Source organism: Zeaxanthinibacter sp. PT1, from assembly GCF_028464225.1.
GTDB lineage: Bacteria > Bacteroidota > Bacteroidia > Flavobacteriales > Flavobacteriaceae > Zeaxanthinibacter.
In genome coordinates, this window is record NZ_JAQPCN010000001.1 from 1559377 (window position 1) to 1581668 (window position 22292).

A 22292-nucleotide genomic window follows, 5' to 3' on the forward strand; every position below is an offset into this window, starting at 1 on the left:
CAACAACATGAGATCAATCTTATCCTATTTTATCAAATACCATGTCGCGGTGGACGTTTTTATTATCGCGTTCTTCATTTTTGGTATTTACGGGGCCATGTCCCTCAAGTCATCCTTCTTTCCTTTAACGGATTCCAGGAATATACAGATCGCGGTAACCTATCCGGGAGCCTCACCTCAGGAAGTTGAGGAGGGAATCGTTCTGAAGATTGAAGATAACCTGAAAGGTCTTGAAGGTATAGAACGTGTCACCTCTACCTCGCGCGAGAACAGTGGATCCATTGACGTGGAAATTGAAAAGGGGAGGGATGTTGATTTTATGTTACTCGAGGTCAAGAACGCTGTAGACAGGGTTCCTTCCTTTCCTACCGGGATGGAACCACTGGTCGTTTCTAAAAGGGAAGCGATTCGGCAGACCATTAGTTTTGCCATAAGCGGTGACAATGTTCCGCTAGCTACCTTAAAACAAATTGGGCGGCAGGTAGAAAATGACCTGAGGGCCATTGAGGGAATTTCCCAGATTGGAATTTCCGGCTACCCCCAGGAAGAGATAGAAATCGCCCTGAACGAGAATAACCTGCTGGCTTACAATATGACCTTCTCGGAGGTAGCCCAGGCAGTGGCCAATGCCAACATTTTAGTTACCGGTGGAAATATTAAGACATCTACCGAAGAATACCTCATCCGTGCCAATAACCGTTCTTATTATGGGGATGAATTATCTAACCTAGTGGTCAGGGCGGATGCATCGGGAAGAACAGTTCGCCTAAAAGACGTGGCGGTGATCCGGGACAGGTTTTCCGAGACTCCCAATGCTTCATTTTTCAACGGGAATCTCTCTGTCAATATTACGATCACCAGCACCAACACCGAAGACCTTATATCCGCAGCGGAGAAGGTGAAAGAATACATAGGGGATTTTAACCAGAAATACAACAATGTACAGTTAAGTGTCCTGAGTGATCAGTCTAAGACCTTGAACCAAAGAACACAATTACTGACGGAGAATGCGGTCATGGGAATGATACTCGTACTGATCTTCCTTTCGCTTTTCCTCAATACAAGGCTTGCGTTCTGGGTGGCTTTTGGCCTGCCCATATCCTTTTTAGGGATGTTTATTTTTGCACCGCTATTTGATGTGACCATCAATGTACTGTCCCTCTTTGGGATGATCATCGTGATCGGTATCCTGGTCGATGACGGTATTGTTATCGCTGAAAACATATACCAGCATTACGAACGGGGTAAAAAACCGATACAGGCTGCTATAGACGGAACTATGGAAGTAATCCCTCCCATCGTTTCGGCCATTATTACCACCATACTGGCATTTTCAATTTTCTTTTTCCTTGAAGGGCGTATAGGTGAATTCTTCGGAGAGGTTTCGGTAATCGTTATTCTTACTTTAGCTGTATCCCTGGTGGAGGCCCTGATTATATTACCGGCACACCTTGCGCATTCTAAGGCTTTGCAAAAGCAGTCAGATAAACCTAAAAAAGGCTTAGCTAAAATATTCGCGAAACTAAGAGGAATTAACCGCGCAGGGGATAATATGATGGCCTGGATGCGGGATAAGATTTACAGCCCGGTCCTGGCCTTCACCATAAATCATAAGATCCTGACTTTTTCTTTATTTTTTATGGCATTTGCCCTGACCATTGGATCTATAGGGGGAGGTGTTGTCCGTACGGCATTTTTTCCACAAATCGCCAGTGACAGGGTGTCGGTAGAATTGACAATGCCCAATGGGACCAATGAAGCAGTAACTGATTCGATCATTACTTACATCGAGGAAAAAGCAAACATCGTTAATAGGGAGCTTACTGAGAAATATCTTTCAGGTACCGGGAAAGAGTTGTTTGAAAATACGATACGGAACCTGGGTCCGGGATCATCCAACGCAAGCCTTGTCATTAACCTGTTACCGGGAGAAGAGCGTCCGGACCAGATACGATCGGATATGGTAACCAATCGCCTGAGAGAGCTTGTGGGGCCGGTAACCGGGGTTGAAAGCCTGATTTTTGGTTCCGGAGGGAATTTTGGCGGAAGTCCCGTATCTGTTTCGCTATTGGGAAATAATATAGAAGAATTGAAAGCTGCCAAGGTAGAATTAAAGTCAGCACTTGAAAATAATGCCCTGCTAAAGGACGTAGCCGATAATGACCCTGCCGGGATTAAAGAAATCCGTTTAGAATTAAAGGAAAACGCTTACCTGCTTGGACTGGACCTCAGGAGTGTGATGAACCAGGTACGGGCCGGTTTCTTCGGGACGCAAGCACAGCGATTTCAGCGTGGACAGGATGAAATCCGGGTATGGGTTCGGTATGACCGTGCAAACCGCTCATCTATTAAAGATCTCGACGAGATGCGTATCGTAACACCCTCCGGGGATCGGATTCCACTAAAAGAGATTGCCGTATACGAAATTGCCAGGGGCGAAGTGGCGATCAACCACCTTGATGGGCGCCGGGAGGTGCAGATCACCGCGGATATTAAGGATAGTGAAACCACTAGCGGTACCGACATCATGGCTTGGGTTAAGGAAGATATCATGCCGGATATTACTTCTAAATATCCAACAGTAAGTCCGTCTTATGAAGGGCAGAACCGTGAAGCAGGGAAGACTATAGACTCATTGCAGACCGCAGGTTTTACGGTCTTAATGCTGATTTACATCGTGATAGCTTTTACGTTCCGCAGTTTTAGCCAGCCACTGTTATTGCTATTGCTTGTTCCTTTCAGCCTGACGGCTGTAGCATGGGGGCACTGGTTACATGGATTCCCTATCAATATATTATCCCTCCTTGGGATCATTGCTTTGATAGGAATCATGGTAAACGATGGCTTGGTATTGATCAGTAAGTTCAATACTAACCTTAGAAAGGGCATGAAATTTGACGACGCCATCTTTGAGGCAGGGAAATCAAGGTTCAGGGCAATCTTCCTGACTTCAATAACAACAATAGCGGGTCTTGCACCTTTATTGCTGGAAAAGAGCAGGCAGGCACAATTCCTGAAACCTATGGCGATTTCCATCGCATATGGAATCGGTTTTGCCACCGTGCTCACCTTATTGCTGCTGCCCTTGTTCCTGGCTTTCAGTAACCGTTACAAGGTAACCGTTAAATGGTTGAGAACAGGCGATGACATTTCGCGGGAAGAGGTAGAAAGGGCTATTAAAGAGCAAAGGGAGGAAGAGCACCTCAATGGACAAATGGATAATACAAATAAAGGGATGGAAGAGGACCTGTCTGAGAACAGGCTGAAACATTCTGAAAATTAGTAATGGAATGCGGATGAAGGAAAGTTTTACCTCGGTACTGTTTTTGATCACAGGGCTGTGCCTGTTACAGGCACAATCCCCACTGCTGACTAAAGAGGAAGCTGTGGCGCAAGCCCTGGAAAAAAACTTCGGGATCGAGGTTGCGCGGAACCAGGTGGCTATTGCGGATAACAATCAGAGCATTCTTAATTCGGGCTATCTACCCACATTGAGCGCTGTTGCTGGAGCTAATTATAGCAGGGACGACTCCAACATCGAATTTCCGGGTCAGGTGGACGATAACGGGAATCCCAGGGCTGACCTGGAAATCAACCAGGCGGAAGCACAACGCTATAATTCGGCACTCCAGCTCAATTACACCCTCTTTGACGGACTTGGGCGACTGTATAATTACAAGAGTTTAAAAGAAGAGTATGAACTCACGACACTTCAGGCCCGGGAAACTATAGAAAATACGATGCTCGAATTATTCAGCGTGTATTACGAGATCGCCAGGTTAAGTGAGAACGAAAAAGTATTGGAAGAAGCCCTCAGAATTTCGCAGGATCGGACCAAAAGAGCTGAATACGCTTTTGAGTTTGGGCAAAACACCAAGCTGAATATCCTGAACGCAGAAGTAGATGTTACCAATGACAGCATAAACTTGCTGAACACCAGGCAGCAACTTAAGAACGCCAAACGAGATTTAAACCTGGTCCTGAACAGGGAACTCGACAAGGCATTTGTCGTAGATACTCTTATCCAGTTCACATCTCCATTGGTATTACAGGATTACATAGACAGGGCTGCGGAGAACAACGTATCGGTTTTGCAGGTAGAGCGGAACCTTGCCATCAATGCCTACGATATCAAAATCAGTAAATCCGGGTATTTACCAAGGGTGGGACTGACAGGTTCTTACGGGTGGAACCTGAACCAGAGTGCTGCCTCCGCTTTTTTCCCCGGTACCAATAACACCAATAAAAATTTGTCCCTTGGGGCCAGCTTAAGCTGGAATCTCTTTGACGGTGGAAATACGGCGGTTCGCATCAAGAATGCTAAAATAGCCTATGACAACCAGGAAATCCTGAAGAAACAAGTAATGTTAGAGGTTGACAGGGATATTAAAAATGCCCTCGATATCTATAAAAATCGCTTAAATATTTACAGGATACAGGAGAAGAACGTAGTTACGAATAAGAATAATTTTGAGCGCTCCAGGGAGCAATTCCAATTGGGAAGGATCACTTCTATCGAGTTCAGGCAAGCCCAGATCAACCTTCTGAATGCCCAGACCAATAAGAACCTGGCAAAGTACGATGCAAAGCTAGCCGAGTTGCAGTTATTGCAGCTTACGGGGCAGTTGCTCAATGTGCCACTCTGATAAAATTGAAGAACTATGTTAGAACATTTTTTTCAATGCCCGTATTGCTGGGAAACTATTTCAATGTTGTTTGATCCCTCTACAGCGCAGCAACAATACATTGAGGATTGCGAGGTGTGCTGTAACCCCATAGAAGTGGATGTCAGCTTCAGTGGGGATGATCTCGTATCCCTGCAGGCTAATGCCTTACCCTGATAAGCTTTCTTTTGAGTGGATTCACATGCATAAATAAGTCATTTAATCAAAATGCAATGGGATACCACTGAAAATTGGCCCATATATTATTTATCTTACCTGTGAACTAGAAACTCCTGATAATTCTTTTTAAATAAATGGAGTGCTTTTAAATTTAATGACGGGTGATGCATGCAGTGATCTATATTTCTAAAGCCGAACCTTCTTTTTCCAAAGAAAAAATTAAGGAGATGTTGCTCAGGTCCAAATCCTATAACCAGGAGCATGAAATCACGGGTTGTATCGTATACCACAAGCAACAGTTTATACAGCTGATTGAAGGTTCAGAAAACGATGTCCGCGAGCTTTACAAGAATATTAAGCAAGACAACAGGCACGATAAAGTTACTACGCTCTACGATAATCCATGTGGAAGTCGTCTGTTCCCCAATTGGTCCATGGCCTTTTACGAGTTTGATGAAGAAGACAGCGCTGTACACACCAGGTTGCAGCTAGATCAGATTTTGGATCAGGCCACTGTTGCTGAGAATAACAGGGACGCCTTCGGGGTATTGGAGGGTAGCGCCGAAAGACTTTTAGCTCAAGATAAACACGATCTTTTCAATACCGTTCGCCGCCTTTTCGGCAAATAATACCTAAAACAAAAAAAACCCGGGGTAAACCCGGGTTTTTAATAAAACTCTTAATCTATTCGGTGCCTTCTTTTTTAAAGTCACCGGCATTGACCACGGTCCACTCGGTAAATGGTTTAATGTACTTTTTAATGGCTGCATTTACATCTTTGACCGTCAGGGAAGTCACTTTATCTTCAATGGATTTATGAAATTCCATATCCCGGTCATAATAAATATTATTATTGACTAAGGAAGCTAATTCGTTGTCCTTGGCCCTGGAAACAGTTCTGCCCTGCACCCAGCCATTTATCGCATCTTTAAGTTCCTCTTCAGTAATCCCGTCTGTAATAAATCGCGCTATTTCCTCTTTGAAACCTAATTGCACCTTGTCGTAATTAGCAGGTGCATAGATGGCATAAATGAACATGCGCGAATTGGAATCATCCTTATCCGAATCGGCCTGGAATCCTGCCCCGGCCCCATAACTGACCCCGTCTTTCTGTCGCAACCTGTCTGCGATGCGCGAATTCAGGAAACCACCGCCAAGAATGGTGCTGGCTATAGTTAAAGCAGCGTAATCCTCATGGTACTCACTGATGTTTATACTCTGCCCTCCAAAAGTCATCGCGTTTTGTTTGTCGGGGGTTTGTATGTCCTCATGTACCGGCTTATTAGCCTGGAAAGGATTCTTGATCTCCGAATAGGGATGATCACTTTCAAAGCCGGTAAAAGCTTCTTGCATCATTCGCTTTAATTGGTCGACATCCTGGTCACCAATACTCACCAAAATAGATTTACCAAGTCCGTAGAATTCGTCGTGAAACTTTCTGATATCCTCTACAGTCACAGCTTTAATCGCAGCCTCCTGCTCTTCAATCGTCATCGTATAATTAGGATGACCTTTGGGATAGGTGTTGTTGATCTCCCCCAGACGCTGGGAAGCCAGGAATTGTGGCTCGGTTTTATTATTCTCCAGGCTTGCCAGGCGTTCGGTTTTTATTTTTTCTAGTTCAGAGGGTTCAAAAGCCGGATTTTTAATCATATCTATCATCAGCTTAACCACCTCCTGGAGGTTTTCTTCCGTACTTTCTATGGAGGCGTATGTATTCCCGTTCCTGGCATACAGGTTTACCGAACTCTTTAGTCTGCTCAACTCGTCCTCGATCTCCTGCCGTGTCATGCTGGTAGTTCCTTTGTTCAACATAGCTGCTGTAAAGGAAGGAATCATTCCCTTATTCGATAGCGATTTCACGTCTCCGTTCCGGATACTGAAATTGAAGGTGACTGTAGCACCCCTGTTACTCTTTTCAATGAAACCATACTTTATTCCATTGTCCATTTCACCACGCACTAGTCGCTCTTCAATTTTATCATAGGCAACATCAAAGGCTTCACCTGTACCTTTGCTTTCTTTCCCTTTGTACCCGGATACCAATGAATCCAGGTTAGCAACGTGCGGAATAGCGACTCTTTCCGGGTCTTTTGTAGGATAAAAGCGGCCGATGGTACGGTTAGATGGAATGAGGTATTTAGAAGCAGCCTTATTAACTTCCTCTAAGGTCATCGCTTCTACCCTGTCCCTGTGTATAAAGGCAAGCCTGAAGTCGCCTGCGCCAATGAATTCACTCATGTAGGTGCCCAGCCTGGCGGAATTCCTGAGGATCTGGTCGAAGTCTTTCATCAGGTTGGCTTTCGCTCGATCCAGTTCTTCCTGTGTCACAGGATTCTCCCTAACCTGATCCAACACCGAAGTCAATATGGATTGGACTTCATCGGCATCTTTATCCGAAGGTACATCGACATTGATATACAGGAAGCCGGGTTCTTTTGTAAAAGGGGAAAATGACCAGAGTGAGGACGCTTTCTGGGTTTCTATCAACGCTTTATACAGCCTTCCCGATGGTTCATCGGTAAGAACCTGCTCTACGATGGCCATTGCTGCATAATCAGGGTCCGAGCCCGAGGGCGTATGGTAAAGTGATGAGACCAACTGCAGGTCTCCAACCCGGCTGAGGGCTACTAGTTTTTCACCGTCCTGTGCCGGTTCTTCTGTGTAAGAATCACGGATCGGGCTATCGGGTTTAGGTATATTTCCAAATTTATCTTCTACCAGTTCCAGCGTCTTTTCTTCATCAAACTTTCCCGTAATCATGAGGACCGCATTGTCTGGCCTGTAGAATTTTTTATAGAATGCCTTTAGGTTGTCTATCGGCACGCGCTCAATATCGGAGCGGTTACCGATTGTACTATTACCGTAGTTGTGCCAAAGAAAAGCCGCATTGATGACTTTCTCCAAGAGAACTCCGGTAGGGTTGTTCTCCCCGGATTCAAATTCGTTGCGGACTACGGAGAACTCTGAGTCGAGGTCTTTTTTAGCGATAAAGGAATTTACCATTCGGTCTGCTTCCAGGTCCAGAGCCCATTCCAGGTTCTCGTCCGTCGCATTGAAAGTTTCGTAATAATTGGTCCTGTCATACCAGGTGGTACCATTGGCGCGTGCACCGTGGGAAGTGAGTTCTTTTGGAATATCTGGACGATTAGGGGTTCCTTTGAACACCATGTGTTCGAGCAGGTGTGCCATTCCTTTTTCTCCATAACCCTCATGTCGTGAACCCACCAGGTAGGTGATATTCACGGTTATGGTTTGGGCCGAGTTGTCAGGGAACAGCAATACTTTTAAGCCATTGTCGAGCTCGTATTGCGTAATACCTTCCACGGAGGCGGTCTTTTTCATTTGGGCATAGCCCGTGACCCCGGCGATCAAAAATGCCAGGAGGATCAGTGTGTAATTAATTGTTTTCATGTTGATTGCTTGTGATGAGAACTTAAAAATAGCGATTTATTTCAGTGATATAATACCCTTTAGAGGGTATATATACAGTTGAAGTATAAAGAATAATAGTAGTTTGATCAATGAAGTAAAGGATACCGCCGTCAGTGAGTAAATTTATTGATAAAATTATAGGGTAGTAGTCAAATAAAAACAAGGCAGAAATGTCACGGCGATATTCGGGGGATAAACCCCTCCTCCCCAAGGACAATTTAATACAGGGGACTGCAGAAAGCTTGCATTAACTAGAAAAAAATCAAAGAGGCTGATCTGCAATCGATTTTGATCGAACACTCAAAACAATAGGCAAACCGGACTCGGCACAGTGGCCTTGTCTGTAAACTCCAAAGTTCCTTTGCTTGGGTTTCGCTTAAAAGAAACGATGCTGTTAGAATTCTGGTTAGCGACCAGTAAAAAATCTTCACCCGGTGACAGCGTGAAATTTCTTGGCCAGTTGCCTTGGGTATGCTGGTGGTCGAGAAGGTACAATTGGCCGGTGGTTTGGTCAACCTGGTAGATCACAATACTGTTATGGCCACGGTTAGATCCATAGAGAAATTTACCATCGGACGAGATCCTGATATCTGCGCAGTAGTTCTCGCCTTCAAATTCCCCGGGCAGGGTACTGACGGTTTCACGGATATGGTACTCTTGATCTCCGGTTTGTTCCAGGCGCGTGATGGTCGAATTAAGTTCGTTGATCACATATAGCCATTGCTGATCAGGGTGGATTGCCAAGTGCCTGGGGCCAGATCCTGCTGGAAGGGTGATTTTACCCGTAAGATTTAATTTTGTTTGTTCCTCGGGTTTATTTTTGTCGTATAGCCAAAGCTGATCTGTGCCCAGGTCTACTCCAATTACCTGGTTTCTTTTCTCATGAAACCAAGCCGAATGAGCATGAGGACCTTCCTGCCGTGGATCAGGACCGCTGCCTTGATGTTGAGATACGTCTGCAGGGCCTTCTAACTTACCATCCTTTTTTATTTTAAGGAGGGCTATAGTTCCGCTGAGGTAATTGGATACCAGGAGTTGTCCCTGATCGTCTAGGGCAATATGGCAGGGTGCATCCCCGCCGGAACTTCTCCTGGAAAGGAATTGCAGTGAGTCTTTTACAATGGCAAAAGATGCCACTGTGCCTCCATTGTTTTTTTGATCACTGTTTTCATTAACGGCGAGTAAATATTTACCATCAGCAGTTTTGGCCAGGAAGGAAGGGTTCTCTTCCCTGGCCACTAATCCAAGTGATTTAACCTTTCCGTTATGATCCAGGGCAAAGCGATAGATGCCCTCACTGTTTAAATCCGTGTAAGTACCCACATAGAATTCTTCTAGTTGAGGTGGAGTAGGTAATTGAAAGGCGCTGGCTGAAGTCCCCATAAGAATTAATAATAAAGTGGTTAGGATGCGGATGTGAACAAACATAAGTAAGGTCTTTTCTTTGTGAAAATTCTAATCTGTGATCATCGGTTTTGCCAAATTTTTAATTTTCAGAGATCTGGAAATTCAAACTTTGACTTTTCCCAATAGGCGACCTTTTAGAGGGGAATATTGCCATGTTTTTTCTTTGGTAAGCTTACCGCTTTATGTTCCAGCATAGCAAATGACTTGATCAATTTTCCCCTGGTGTCTTTTGGGAGAATTACCTCGTCAATAAACCCTCTTTCTGCTGCACTGTATGGGTTTGCAAACATCTTGGCATACTCCGTTTCTTTCTCGAGTAATTTGGCCTCCGGATCTTCGGCTTTAGCGATCTCCTTCCTGAAAATGATCTCACTGGCACCTTTGGCCCCCATTACCGCGATCTCTGCACCGGGCCAGGCGTAGTTCATATCGGCCCCGATATGCTTAGAATTCATTACATCATAGGCACCCCCGTAGGCTTTACGGGTAATTACTGTGACCTTGGGCACAGTAGCTTCACTCAGGGCATAAAGAAGTTTTGCCCCGTTGGTGATGATACCGTTCCATTCCTGGTCTGTTCCGGGTAAAAATCCGGGTACATCCACGAGAACAAGCAGGGGAATATTAAAGCAATCACAGAAGCGGGTAAACCGTGCAGCCTTCTTAGAGCTGTCCACATCGAGGACCCCGGCCAGGCTCATGGGTTGGTTGGCAACGATCCCTATGCTCTTACCGGCGAGGCGGGCAAAGCCCACCACGATATTCTCTGCATAGTCTTTATGGATTTCAAAGAAGCTTTCTTCATCGATAATGCCATTGATCACATTTCTCATGTCATACGGCTGGTTGGCATTACCCGGAACAATTGTTTCCAGGACTTCACGGGATTCATCGCTGAGGTTATATGCAATATCTGCAGGCTTATCTTCACAATTCTGTGGCATGTAGCTCAGCATAGTTTTGATCTGTTCAATGCACTGCAGGTCATTCGCCGCGGTCAGATGGGTTACTCCTGATTTGGTGGCATGGGTGGAGGCGCCTCCTAATTCTTCCGAAGTCACGTTTTCATTGGTTACCGTTTTTACCACGTTCGGGCCTGTTACAAACATATAACTGGAATGTTCAACCATCAGCGTAAAGTCTGTCATAGCAGGAGAATAAACTGCTCCTCCGGCACAAGGCCCCATGATAGCGGAAATCTGAGGGATTACTCCGGACGCCATGACGTTCCTGTGGAAGATATCGGCATATCCCCCTAAGGACCTGACACCCTCCTGTATGCGTGCTCCCCCGCTATCATTCAGCCCAATAACCGGGACCCCGATTTTCATAGCCATGTCCATGACCTTACAGATCTTTTCAGCATGGGTTTCAGAGAGTGCACCACCAAAAACCGTGAAATCCTGTGCAAAGACGCAAACTTGCCTTCCGTGGATGGTGCCATATCCCGTTACGACCCCATCCCCATAGATCATTTGTTTATCCATGCCAAAATCCTTCGTTCGGTGAGTAACTAAGGCTCCGACTTCTTCGAAAGATCCTTCATCCAGTAAAAAATGGATGCGCTCCCGTGCCGTTAATTTTCCCTTCTCATGTTGTTTGTCAATTCGGGCTTGTCCACCGCCCAGTCGGGATTGGGCTAATTTTTCTTCAAGTATTTGTTTTTTGTCCTTTGTATCGGCCATTTGAGTTGGAGTGTTTTTTGTTTAATTCCTGTTCAATTTCCAGTTAGATTCCAATTTAGCGGGAATTCTGACCGCCTTCCGATCTTCCAAAAGCAATTTAAGACCGACGAGGGCAGCGATCCTTCCCTCCTCTGAAAATTGATCCATGAGCTTCTCGGGGGAATAAAAATTCTTGACAAAATGAGTGTCAAAGTTTCCGGAAGTAAAGGCAGGATGTTCGCAGACAAATTTTCCGAATGGAAGGGTAGTAGCGACACCTTCAACCTTGTATTGGTCGATGGCTTCTACCATCTTCTGAATGGCTTCCTCCCTGTTCTTGCCATAAGTGATCAGTTTGGATAACATGGGATCATAATGGATTGGGACTTCCATTCCCTCTTCAAAACCATCGTCCACGCGTATTCCAATACCCTCTGGTTGCTTGTAGACCTCGAGGGTTCCAATACTAGGCATAAAATTGTCCAGGGGATCTTCTGCATACACTCTTAATTCCAGTGCATGACCATCAATGCGCAGATCCTCCTGTTTAAATTGCAGTTTCTCTCCCTTAGCAATCCTGATCTGTTGTTCCACCAGGTCTATTCCTGTAACCAGTTCGGTCACCGGGTGTTCTACCTGCAGCCTTGTATTCATTTCGAGAAAATAAAAACTCTGTTGTTCATCCAATAGGAATTCGACAGTTCCGGCACCTATATAGTCACAGGCTTTGGCGACGTTTATGGCGGCCTGGCCCATTGCAGAACGTATCTCAGGAGTTAGTACGGATGAGGGAGCTTCTTCCACTACTTTCTGGTGCCTGCGTTGGATGCTGCATTCCCGTTCAAAAAGGTGCAGGGTATTTCCATGGGTATCGGCCAGTACCTGTATCTCGATATGCCTGGGGGAACCGACGTATTTTTCGATGAAAACCGAGCCGTCCCCGAAAGCCGCTTTGGCTTCGCTTATTGCCCTATCCATCTGCTCGGGCAGTTCCTTCATGTTCTCTACGATCCGCATGCCCTTTCCTCCACCACCGGCGGCGGCCTTGATCAGGATGGGAAAGCCAATGTCTTCTGCGATTTTCTGTGCCAGTTTCACATCGGTGATGGCCTCTTCGATCCCCGGCACCATGGGGATATCGTATGCACGGACGGCATCCTTGGCGGCCAATTTGTTTCCCATCACTTTTATAGCATGGGGCTCCGGACCAATAAAGGTAATCCCGTGGTCTTTTACCAATTGGGAAAACTTGGCATTCTCACTGAGAAAACCGTATCCCGGGTGTATGGCTTCTGCTCCTGTTTCCTCAGTGGCTTTGATGATCTTCTGCATATCCAGGTAGGATTCTGAAGAAGGAGCTTTGCCGAGTAGAACAGCTTCATCAGCAAATTTAACATGGGGGGACAGGCGGTCTGCCTCAGAATATACTGCAACGGTTTTAATACCCATTTTACGGGCCGTTTTCATGATGCGCAGTGCTATCTCTCCACGGTTGGCAATTAATATTTTTTTCATGTCAGATTTTTAAATAAAACGCTACTCCATTTCGATGACCAGCTGTCCTTTTTCAACTGCTTCATCTTTTTTAACCGGGATTGATTTTACAACTCCGTCTCCTTGTGAAACGATGATATTTTCCATTTTCATAGCTGATAGGACTAAGAGGGGAGTACCCTCTGTAATCTCTTGCCCTTCTTTCACCATCACATCCAGTATAAGTCCGGGCATAGGTGCGTTTATGAAATTCACTTTTTGGGATGCCACTGCAAGCAATCCCATCTCTTTGACCCGCTGATCGTACTCGTCTTCAATGCTAAGCTCGTACGTTGTGCCGTTTACTGCGATTTTGAGTGTTTTGTTGGGATAATCGGCGTGAATTAGCTCAATCCGGTATGCTTTCTGTTCCTTCAGCAAGTGGTAGGTTGAAGGGCCTGTTTTTATAATATCAAGGGTTTCAGCATCTTGAGCGTCTGCGGTGTGCTGTTGTTCCCCGACGGTTATCCTATAATTGGTCATAGTTGAGGGTTATAATGCGAATGTGATAGAGTTTAAAGATATAGAATGAAGTCCGTCTTATCAAGCCGGGATACGCTTATACGGTGCTAATTGTTTTTGCGAACACAAGTTAAAATGTTTTGCGGCAATTTTTATGTATTAATATAGGCGGTGTAATGGTAGGGTGATTAACTGAGTTTGCTTGAAGTTGAGTGGTGTTACAGCATATTTAAATGGCTCTACCATGAAATGTAACAGCTTTACGGGGCATGTCACTGTCTAACCTTAGAGCAGAGAAATAAAAAGGTTTAAACCCTGGCCTGAATTTTTTCCTTCGTTTCACTACGGAAAGGGCCTTTTGGGGTGGTTAATTAAGAAAGTCGCACAACACTAAAGCGGATAATTAAAAATCTGGATTTCCAAACTTCGAACTTCGAACACCCTGGCCTGGATTCTTTCCTTCGTTTCACTACGGAAAGGGCCTTTTGGGGTAGCTGATTAAGAAAACCAGCACTGCGCTGCAGTGCGGTTTATTTTATGGCCTTACTTCGCTCAAACAAGTTTGGCTCATTTAGGCCATAAAAAAAACCAGCTTCAAATGAAGCTGGTTTTCTTAGTAGCGGGGACTGGACTCGAACCAGCGACCTTCGGGTTATGAGCCCGACGAGCTACCTACTGCTCTACCCCGCGTTGTGGACTGCAAATATACAATGGTTTTTTAGACTAATCAAAGCATCTTGCAAGAAATATTTCTGATGTTGCCACCACGCTGAAAATGATCAAAATCCATACCTTCGGTGCCTACCAAACTATTATCATGGAACTGATCAATAACTTTCTTTCGGGCCTGATTCCTTACGCGGAATGGGTCATGCTTTTCCTGGTCATCGGGGGCGGTTTATTTCTCGTTTTGTACTCCAGGGCAATGCCTTATCGATACTTTAGGCATGCCATCGGGATCACTGCGGGGAAATACGACGATCCCAATGACCCGGGAGAGGTAAGTCATTACCAGGCATTATCCTCGGCAGTTGCCGCTACTGTGGGGTTAGGAAATATTTCCGGGGTAGCTATAGCCATTTATATGGGAGGTCCGGGAGTGATCTTCTGGATATGGATCACTGCCCTGGTAGGGATGTGTATTAAATTCTATTCCTGTAGCCTGGCCATAATGTACCGTGACCAGGATAGCGAAGGGGCACTACAGGGCGGCCCTATGTATTATATCACTAAAGGTATTGGCCCCAAGGCAAGGCCATTGGCGGTATTCTTCTGTGTCGCGGGTCTCGTTGGATTCCTGGGGGTGTTCACTGTAAACCAGTTTACCCAAACCTTTATGAGCGTGGTAGAACCGGATAGCACTATCTATGCTATGGGCGAGTTTAACTGGAAACTTACTGTCGGGATTGTACTATCAATAATAACGTCTTTCGTCATTTTCGGGGGCTTAAAGAAAATTGTGAAAGTAGCTACTGCTATCGTACCTTTTATGGTGCTGCTCTATTTTGCAGCGGTCTTCATTGTAATGGTACTTAATGCAGGAGAAATTATACCTTCTCTTGAACTGATCGTCTCTGAAGCCTTTAATTTTAAAACCATGGTTGCCGGTGGTTTTTGGGGGATGGTGATCCTGGGGGTGCGGCGCGCGGTTTTTTCTAATGAAGCAGGATTGGGAAGTGCTCCCATGTATCATGGACAATCAAGGACCAAAGAGCCTATACAGGAAGGCCTTGTAGCTATGCTTGGTCCATTCATCGATACCATAGTCGTTTGTACCTTGACTGCAGTCGTGATTATCCTGAGCGGTGCTTACCTGGAGGCGGAAAGTAATGGCATTTTAATGACCCTTATTGCTTTTGAGAAAACTCTTTTTGGATATGGTGATATTCTATTAATGCTAATAGTTGCTGCTTTTGCGCTCTCAACTTTGTTCACGTATTCTTATTATGGTACTAAATGCCTTTCTTTCCTTACCAACGCAAAGATCGGCAAGTATTTTAACGTATATTATGTAGCGACCATTACCTTTGCAGCCGTTGCGTCGGTCAACCTGGTAATTAACCTGATCGACCTCGCTTATGCATTGATGTGTATACCCAATATGATCGCAGTACTATACTTGGCGCCGAGAGTGAACAAGGAAATGAACAGGTATTTTAAAAATTTAAAAGATGGCAGAGCACAAAGCAGGATTCGTTAATATTATTGGAAACCCTAATGTGGGTAAATCCACATTGATGAATGCTTTCGTCGGTGAAAAGCTTTCAATAATTACTTCAAAGGCCCAGACCACTCGTCATCGAATTCTCGGAATTGTCAACGGGGATGATTTCCAGATGATACTTTCTGATACTCCGGGGATCATAAAGCCAGCTTATGAATTGCAGGCTTCCATGATGGATTTTGTGAAAAGTGCTTTCGAGGATGCCGATGTACTTTTGTATATCGTTGAGATCGGTGAGCAGTCTCTAAAGGATGAACATTTCTTTGAAAAACTAAAGAATACTGATATTCCTATACTGTTACTGATCAATAAGATCGATAAGAGTAACCAGGAGACCCTGGAAGCCCAGGTAGAGCACTGGAAGGAACAATTACCCAACGCTGAGATCTACCCGATCTCCGCCCTGAGAGGATTTAATGTTCCGGAAGTATTTAATCGTATTATTGAATTACTACCGGAAGCTCCGGCATATTATCCGAAAGACCAGTTAACAGACAAGCCGGAACGATTCTTTGTCAACGAGACCATCCGTGAAAAAATCCTAAAACAATACAAAAAGGAAATTCCCTATGCTGTAGAGATTGAAACGGAAGAATTCCTGGAGGAAGAAGATATCATCCGTATCCGCTCAGTAATCATGGTAGAACGCGATTCGCAGAAAGGGATAATTATTGGCCACAAAGGAAATGCCTTAAAAGGGGTGGGTATCGATGCGCGTAAAGACCTGGAAAAATTCTTCGATAAACAGGTGCATATTGAACTCTACGTTAAAGTCAATAAGAACTGGAGGAGTAACCCTCGGCAGTTAAGAAGGTTTGGTTATAATAAGAATTAACTTAATTTTCCACTAATATCTATATTCGTTTAGTACGTATAAGATCACGGCGTTCTGATAGATTAGGCCATTGTATTTTAATTAAACGTTTATATAACCTTGTAGTGTTTATCCTAATCAGGGACTCCTATTTCTCGCCATTAGAGATACGTTTTGTTCTTATAAAGCGCTTCAATTTTCACTCATTTTACGGGGAATGATATACATTTGATTAATTCGATAAAGTGTGTATTTTATCGATGAATGGTTTTAAATCCCCCCGAATCCATGAAAAATGTTGTCATCTTTGGAGCTTCTGGTCACGGAAGTGTCGTGTTGGATTGTATTGAGCAACAAGGTAAATACAATGTAGTCGGATTTGTGGATTCCTTTAAGAAAGAAGGCCGCAAATTTAATGGCTACGAAATATTGGGGTCAGAGCGTGATCTTCCCTATCTGAAGGACCGTTACAATATAAAAGGGGGTATTGTAGCGATTGGTGATAACTGGACCCGTAAAATCATGGTCGATAAAATTCTTTCTGTTGTATCCGATTTTAATTTTATCAATGTCGTCCATCCCAGGACAATTATAGGAAGAAGTGTTTGCATTGGACAGGGGACAGTCATAATGCCCGGCACCACGGTGAATGCCAATTCCATAATAGGGGACTTCTGTATTTTAAACACGAACTCTTCCTTAGATCATGATGGTTTAATGAAAGATTACTCCAGCCTGGCTCCAATGGTGTGTACTGGTGGAAATTTAGAGCTCGGTCAATTTTCGGTAATCGGGCTGGGTACTAATGTGATTGAAAGTATTATAATTGGAGATCATACCGTAATTGGTGCAGGTTCACTACTAGTTAATAATATACCGGGTTACGTGGTAGCCTATGGATCCCCGGCAAAAATTATTAGAAACAGAACAGTCGGGGAACCTTATCTGGCTGGAAGTAAAATAAGAAAATCTTCGCCCCTTTTTTTTAATAATTATTAATTATCATTTGTCTTTTTCGTTGGTTTCCAGGACTTAATTTATTCTTATCTCTCTTTAATAGGGATGATTCTCATTTTTTTCTCCTTCTTTAATACTACCTTTGCAGCCTAATTGAATAATATGGGTGCTATTGTTGCCATTGTAGGACGACCAAATGTAGGGAAGTCAACTTTCTTTAACCGGATGTTACAACGCAGGGAGGCTATCGTTGACGCTACCAGCGGAGTGACCCGTGATCGCCACTATGGAAAAAGTGACTGGAACGGTAAAGAATTTTCACTGATCGATACCGGGGGTTATGTTGTAGGTAGCGACGACGTGTTTGAAGAAGCGATTGATCAACAGGTTAACCTTGCTATAGACGAGGCAGATGCCATATTATTTATGGTGGATGTTGAAACCGGTGTGACCGGAATGGATGAGGAAGTGGCCAAATTACTTCGAAAAGTGGATAAGCCTATTTTCTTGGTAATCAATAAAGTGGATAACGCCCAGAGGAATGAAGATGCTGTTGAATTTTATTCTCTCGGGCTAGGGGAATACTATACAATTTCCAGCATTAATGGTAGTGGAACCGGTGAATTACTGGATGCACTGGTCAAAGTTCTTCCCGAAGGAGAACTTCCAGCGGATGATCTTCCCAGGTTTGCTGTCGTAGGGCGCCCAAATGCAGGGAAGTCCTCATTTGTCAATGCGCTGATAGGAGAGGAGCGGAACATTGTAACGGACATAGCAGGAACAACCCGAGACAGTATAGATACGAAATACAACCAATTCGGGTTCGATTTCTACCTGGTGGATACGGCCGGAATCAGGCGTAAAGCTAAGGTCAGGGAAGACCTGGAGTTTTATTCGGTTATGAGAGCGGTTCGCTCCATAGAATACAGTGATGTATGCTTATTGTTACTGGACGCTACCAGGGGCTTTGACGGACAGGTGGAAAACATCTTCTGGTTGGCTCAAAGAAATAATAAGGGTATCGTGATCTTGGTCAATAAATGGGACCTGGTCGATAAGGACACGCATTCCGTAAAGGAGTATACCCGCATGATAAAACAACGAATAGAGCCTTTTACAGATGTGCCCATTCTTTTTATTTCAGCCCTAACCAAACAGCGGTTATACAAAGCGATGGAAACTGCAGTTGAAGTCTTCCAAAACAGGAGCAAGCGGATTCCTACTCGTAAGTTGAATGACACCATGCTGCCGATCATTGAGCGTACTCCACCGCCAGCATACAAGGGCAAGTATGTGAAAATTAAATTCTGTACACAATTACCAACTCCTTACCCGCAATTCGCATTCTTTTGTAACCTTCCCCAGTATGTAAGGGATCCTTATAAACGATTCTTGGAGAATAAGCTGAGAGAGCAATTTGACTTCAAGGGTGTGCCCATAACCATTTTCATGAGAAAGAAATAGGAGCAAGGGATAGCTTTGGCCACATTCACTTTTCTTAATTCACGTTACAACAGAAGTGTAAGCCGGAGTATGTATTCTAGCTAAGTTACCGGTGTGGAACTATGTAGCGCTTTTCTGGATGGGGACAAGCCCCCTCCCCGGCCATAAGATCGTCATGTTCACTGCAGGAATCAAGCAGAGTAAAAAAGTATTTTCTGGCAATTTATATTAGTCCAGGCTCTCACCGATGGGGACAAGCCCCCTCCCCGGCAATAATATCATTCATAACGCTGCAGAAATCAAGCAGGGAGAATTTATTCTTTGTGCAATTAAAGAATTCTACCAGCCTCCCGAAGCTCCTCCGCCACCAAATCCACCGCCGCCGAAGCCTCCTCCGAAACCACCACCAAAACCTCCGCCACTGCCAAAGCCTCTGCCTGAACCACCGCGATATTCTCCGCGGCCCATATTACTCAGGATAATCATATCCCAGATATCTGGTCCACGCCTTCGTCCCCCGGAGCCGCCACCACCGCGTTTATTACGGTTGGCTAGAATAATGATGATGATGATAAAGATGATAAAAGGCAGGATAGCACCAAGTGGAAAACCGTTTTTGCGACCTTCACGCTGAGGTTCTCCCTGGAATTCGCCCTGAAGGGCCGAAAAAATGGCATCTGCACCCCGGTCTAAACCGGAATAGTAGTCTCCCTGCTTAAAACGGGGAATAATCACCTGTTCGATAATGCGTTTGGATAAGGCGTCAGTGATTCGTCCTTCGGTGCCATAGCCGGTATTAATGGCAATACGCCGATCGTCCCTGGCGAGTAATACCAGGATACCGTTATCTTCATCCGCCTGGCCAATGCCCCATTCCTGGCCCCATTGGGCGCCCAGGTAGTTTATGTTTTCCCCTTGCGTACTGCTGATGATAACGATCACAATCTGGGTAGAAGTGGTGTCAGAATACCGGATCAGCTTTTGTTCTAATACCTTTTCCTGGCTTTCCGGCAACAGGTCTACATAATCATAGACGCTGGTTTCTAAGGCCGGTTTCTCCGGGATTTCAAACTGTCCCTGTACATGGTTCAGGGAAAGTAGGAATAAGAAGAGTAAACTAGCCTTTAGATACTTCATTAGTAAGTTCGTTGCGATTATCAGGATCATAAGGGAAATGAGCCTTCAGTTCTTGCCCAGCATTCAGGATGCCTGCCACGAGGCCGTCCCGGAATGCTCCTTTTTTAAAGTGTTGTTGTATAATATCCCTTGTGCTTTCCCAGAAATCCTCGGGTACCATCTGGTCTATACCTTTATCCCCAAGAATAACAAATTTATGATCGGCCACGGCTACGTATATAAGCACTCCGTTCCTTTCCCGGGTGTTGTCCATTTTAAGGCTGTGAAAGATTTCCTTGGCACGTTCAAAATGGTCCTGATCCGTGTGAGGTTCCAGGTGCACGCGAATTTCTCCCGAAGTTTTCTGTTCTGCCTGCAATATGGCCTGCACAATCGCTTGTTCCTCCTCGGGTGACAGGAATTCCTCTACCTCGTCGTGCATGTTTACTCGAATTCAAATTCTACATCCGGGGCGTTCTCCGATCCTGGGTCTGCCTGGTACCTACTCATTTTCTCAAAATCAAATACACCGGCAAGTATGGAATTAGGGAATTTCCTGATATGAATGTTATAGGTATTCACTTCTTCATTGTAGCGATCACGAGCTACATTAATACGGTTCTCTGTACCTTCTAACTGAGCCTGGAGTTCCAAGAAATTCTGGTTAGCTTTAAGTTCCGGGTAGCGCTCCACTGTTACTAACAAGCGCGAAAGCGCTGAAGAAAGCCCGGTCTGTGCCTGTTGAAAAGCGGCCATATTTTCCGGGGTAAGATTATCGGCGTTGATGTTGGTAGAAGTAGCTTTGGCACGTGCTTCTATAACATCAGTAAGAGTTCCTCTTTCAAAATCGGCTGCGCCCTGTACAGTTTTAACGAGGTTGCCGATAAGGTCATTCCTCCGTTGGTACGAACTTTCTACGTTAGACCATTTGGTCTTAGCATTCTCTTCGTACTTAACCGCTGTGTTATTGAATCCTACTGCCCATTGATATAAGCCTATTGCGATCACCGCAATAATAATTACAGGAATAATCCATTTTTTCATGTTAGCTGTATTTAAAGTTGGTTTTTGATCTTCTCCAGTTCTGCCTTGATCCGTTCCAGTTTCTGGATAATCTCAAAGTTGGATAGTGTTTTTTTTCGTTCTTCTTTTAAGTGAGTTTTGGCACCCTCGAGGGTGAAGCCGCGCTCTTTGACCAAGTGGTAAATCAATTGTAAATTTTTGATGTCCTGGGGGGTGAATTTCCGATTACCCTTGGCGTTTTTTTTGGGTTTAAGCACATCAAACTCCTTTTCCCAGAATCGGATCAGGGAGGTGTTTACATCAAAGGCCTTTGCTACTTCGCCTATGCCGTAATATCGTTTTTCAGGCAGTTCTATGTGCATTAATCCAGGGATTGATTTTCTTGGTTGGCAAATTTCAGCATATTCTCAAACTCTTCGGCGGTCAAACTGCCATAATAGAAATTGATCGGGTTAATGCGCTCTTCGTCTTTCCATACTTCGTAATGTAAATGGGGTGCTTCTGACCTCCCTGTACTACCGACAAAGCCTATAAGATCTCCTCGTTTTACACGCTGCCATTTTTTAACATTGTAGCGGCTAAGATGCCCATAGAGCGTCATATATCCATAACCATGATCTATCCGGATATGTTTACCATAGCCCGAGGAATTGTTATCAGCCCTGATTACCTTTCCATCCCCGGAGGCATAGATAGGAGTTCCTTTAGGTGCTGTAAAATCCATCCCCCAGTGCATCTTCCTGGCCTTGGTAAATGGGTCTGATCGCCATCCGTATCCTGAGGCCATGCGAGTAAGTTCTTCATTGTTTATGGGTTGGATGGCAGGAATGGCTGCCAGCAGTTTCTCTTTTTCTGCAGCAAGTTTTGTTACTTCGTCCAATGATCTGGATTGTATGGCCATCTGTTTCTGGATGATATCCACACGCTTAGCCGTGGCAATGATCATTTCCGAATTATTGAATCCCTCGAGGGATTTGTACCGGTTCACCCCTCCAAAACCTGCTCGGCGTTGTTCCGGGGGGATGGGGTTTGCTTCAAAATATAATCGGTAAATATTATTATCCCTGTCTTCGATGTTGGCGAGTACCTGCTCCATCTGTTCCAGCTTCTTGTTGATAAGTTCAAACTGTAATTCGTAATTCTTCACCTCCCTGGCCAATGAAAGCTCACGGGGAGTGTTAAACAAATTAGTGTTGAGCAGAATCATCAATCCAAAGAATCCGAAGATCGCAGAAGCGAGGATAAACAGGAATATATTCCGGTATTTTCTGGATTTTTTGGGTTCTATCTTCCGATACGAAAGAGTATCCGGATCGTAATAATATTTTACCTTAGACATGTATGGATTTTATCCTATTTTTGTGCCTCTG

At 44.6% G+C, this 22292-nt stretch carries 18 protein-coding genes and 1 tRNA gene; 8 read left to right on the top strand and 11 right to left on the bottom strand.

Features of this window, described 5'->3' with window-relative positions; translation table 11 throughout:
• Nucleotides 1-7: 7 nt before the first annotated feature.
• From PP178_RS06825 to PP178_RS06840, 4 genes are all read left to right on the top strand, one after another.
• Complete coding sequence (locus tag PP178_RS06825; protein WP_272593560.1) at nt 8-3283, top strand: efflux RND transporter permease subunit; 3276 nt, start codon at nt 8-10, stop codon at nt 3281-3283.
• 13 nt (nt 3284-3296) lie between these two features.
• Nucleotides 3297-4646, top strand: coding sequence for a TolC family protein (locus PP178_RS06830; RefSeq protein ID WP_272593561.1), 1350 nt, complete (start codon nt 3297-3299; stop codon nt 4644-4646).
• A gap of 15 nt (nt 4647-4661) precedes the next feature.
• Nucleotides 4662-4841, top strand: coding sequence for a CPXCG motif-containing cysteine-rich protein (locus tag PP178_RS06835; RefSeq protein ID WP_272593562.1), 180 nt, complete (start codon nt 4662-4664; stop codon nt 4839-4841).
• Nucleotides 4842-5008: 167 nt separating this feature from the next.
• Entirely contained in the window at nt 5009-5473 is a 465-nt protein-coding gene (locus tag PP178_RS06840) for a BLUF domain-containing protein (protein WP_272593563.1), read from the top strand.
• Nucleotides 5474-5528: 55 nt separating this feature from the next.
• On the opposite strand, the gene PP178_RS06845 is transcribed toward PP178_RS06840, so the two are convergent.
• The 6 genes from PP178_RS06845 to PP178_RS06870 form a co-directional block, all read right to left on the bottom strand.
• Entirely contained in the window at nt 5529-8258 is a 2730-nt protein-coding gene (locus PP178_RS06845) for a M16 family metallopeptidase (protein ID WP_272593564.1), read from the bottom strand.
• Between the two features lie 321 nt (nt 8259-8579).
• The gene (locus PP178_RS06850; protein ID WP_272593565.1) at nt 8580-9707 is read right to left on the bottom strand and encodes a lactonase family protein; all 1128 of its coding nucleotides are present in this window, start codon (nt 9705-9707) and stop codon (nt 8580-8582) included.
• A gap of 113 nt (nt 9708-9820) precedes the next feature.
• The gene (locus tag PP178_RS06855) at nt 9821-11371 is read right to left on the bottom strand and encodes an acyl-CoA carboxylase subunit beta (protein ID WP_272593566.1); all 1551 of its coding nucleotides are present in this window, start codon (nt 11369-11371) and stop codon (nt 9821-9823) included.
• Nucleotides 11372-11392: 21 nt separating this feature from the next.
• A complete protein-coding gene (gene accC, locus PP178_RS06860; RefSeq protein WP_272593567.1) occupies nt 11393-12865 on the bottom strand; it encodes an acetyl-CoA carboxylase biotin carboxylase subunit in 1473 nt (490 codons plus the stop codon).
• Nucleotides 12866-12886: 21 nt separating this feature from the next.
• Complete coding sequence (locus tag PP178_RS06865) at nt 12887-13366, bottom strand: acetyl-CoA carboxylase biotin carboxyl carrier protein subunit (RefSeq protein ID WP_272593568.1); 480 nt, start codon at nt 13364-13366, stop codon at nt 12887-12889.
• 596 nt (nt 13367-13962) lie between these two features.
• Nucleotides 13963-14035: transfer RNA gene (locus tag PP178_RS06870), tRNA-Met, on the bottom strand.
• 127 nt (nt 14036-14162) lie between these two features.
• Here PP178_RS06870 and PP178_RS06875 point away from each other — a divergent pair.
• The 4 genes from PP178_RS06875 (at nt 14163) to der (ending at nt 18804) form a co-directional block, all read left to right on the top strand.
• Complete coding sequence (locus tag PP178_RS06875; RefSeq protein WP_272593630.1) at nt 14163-15545, top strand: alanine/glycine:cation symporter family protein; 1383 nt, start codon at nt 14163-14165, stop codon at nt 15543-15545.
• On the top strand, nt 15517-16404 hold the full coding sequence (gene era / locus PP178_RS06880) for a GTPase Era (RefSeq protein WP_272593569.1): 888 nt from the start codon (nt 15517-15519) through the stop codon (nt 16402-16404). The genes PP178_RS06875 and era overlap by 29 nt, the downstream gene beginning before the upstream one ends.
• 267 nt (nt 16405-16671) lie before the next feature.
• On the top strand, nt 16672-17382 hold the full coding sequence (locus PP178_RS06885) for an acetyltransferase (protein WP_272593570.1): 711 nt from the start codon (nt 16672-16674) through the stop codon (nt 17380-17382).
• Between the two features lie 120 nt (nt 17383-17502).
• Nucleotides 17503-18804 (top strand): ribosome biogenesis GTPase Der, encoded by a 1302-nt coding sequence (der, locus tag PP178_RS06890; RefSeq protein ID WP_272593571.1) that lies wholly within the window; start codon nt 17503-17505, stop codon nt 18802-18804.
• A 318-nt stretch (nt 18805-19122) separates the two neighbouring features.
• On the opposite strand, the gene PP178_RS06895 is transcribed toward der, so the two are convergent.
• The 5 genes from PP178_RS06895 to PP178_RS06915 are packed head-to-tail and all read right to left on the bottom strand — an operon-like array spanning nt 19123 to nt 22261.
• A complete protein-coding gene (locus PP178_RS06895; protein WP_272593572.1) occupies nt 19123-19920 on the bottom strand; it encodes a TPM domain-containing protein in 798 nt (265 codons plus the stop codon).
• Nucleotides 19901-20341 (bottom strand): TPM domain-containing protein, encoded by a 441-nt coding sequence (locus tag PP178_RS06900; protein WP_272593573.1) that lies wholly within the window; start codon nt 20339-20341, stop codon nt 19901-19903. Before PP178_RS06900 ends, PP178_RS06895 begins: the two co-directional genes overlap by 20 nt.
• Before the next feature lie 2 nt (nt 20342-20343).
• Nucleotides 20344-20943, bottom strand: coding sequence for a LemA family protein (locus PP178_RS06905; RefSeq protein WP_272593574.1), 600 nt, complete (start codon nt 20941-20943; stop codon nt 20344-20346).
• 11 nt (nt 20944-20954) lie between these two features.
• Entirely contained in the window at nt 20955-21284 is a 330-nt protein-coding gene (locus tag PP178_RS06910; RefSeq protein WP_272593575.1) for a MerR family transcriptional regulator, read from the bottom strand.
• Nucleotides 21284-22261 carry a M23 family metallopeptidase gene (locus PP178_RS06915; RefSeq protein ID WP_272593576.1) on the bottom strand — a complete coding sequence of 326 codons (978 nt, stop codon included), beginning with the start codon at nt 22259-22261 and terminating at the stop codon, nt 21284-21286. The genes PP178_RS06910 and PP178_RS06915 overlap by 1 nt, the downstream gene beginning before the upstream one ends.
• Nucleotides 22262-22292 lie beyond the last annotated feature (31 nt).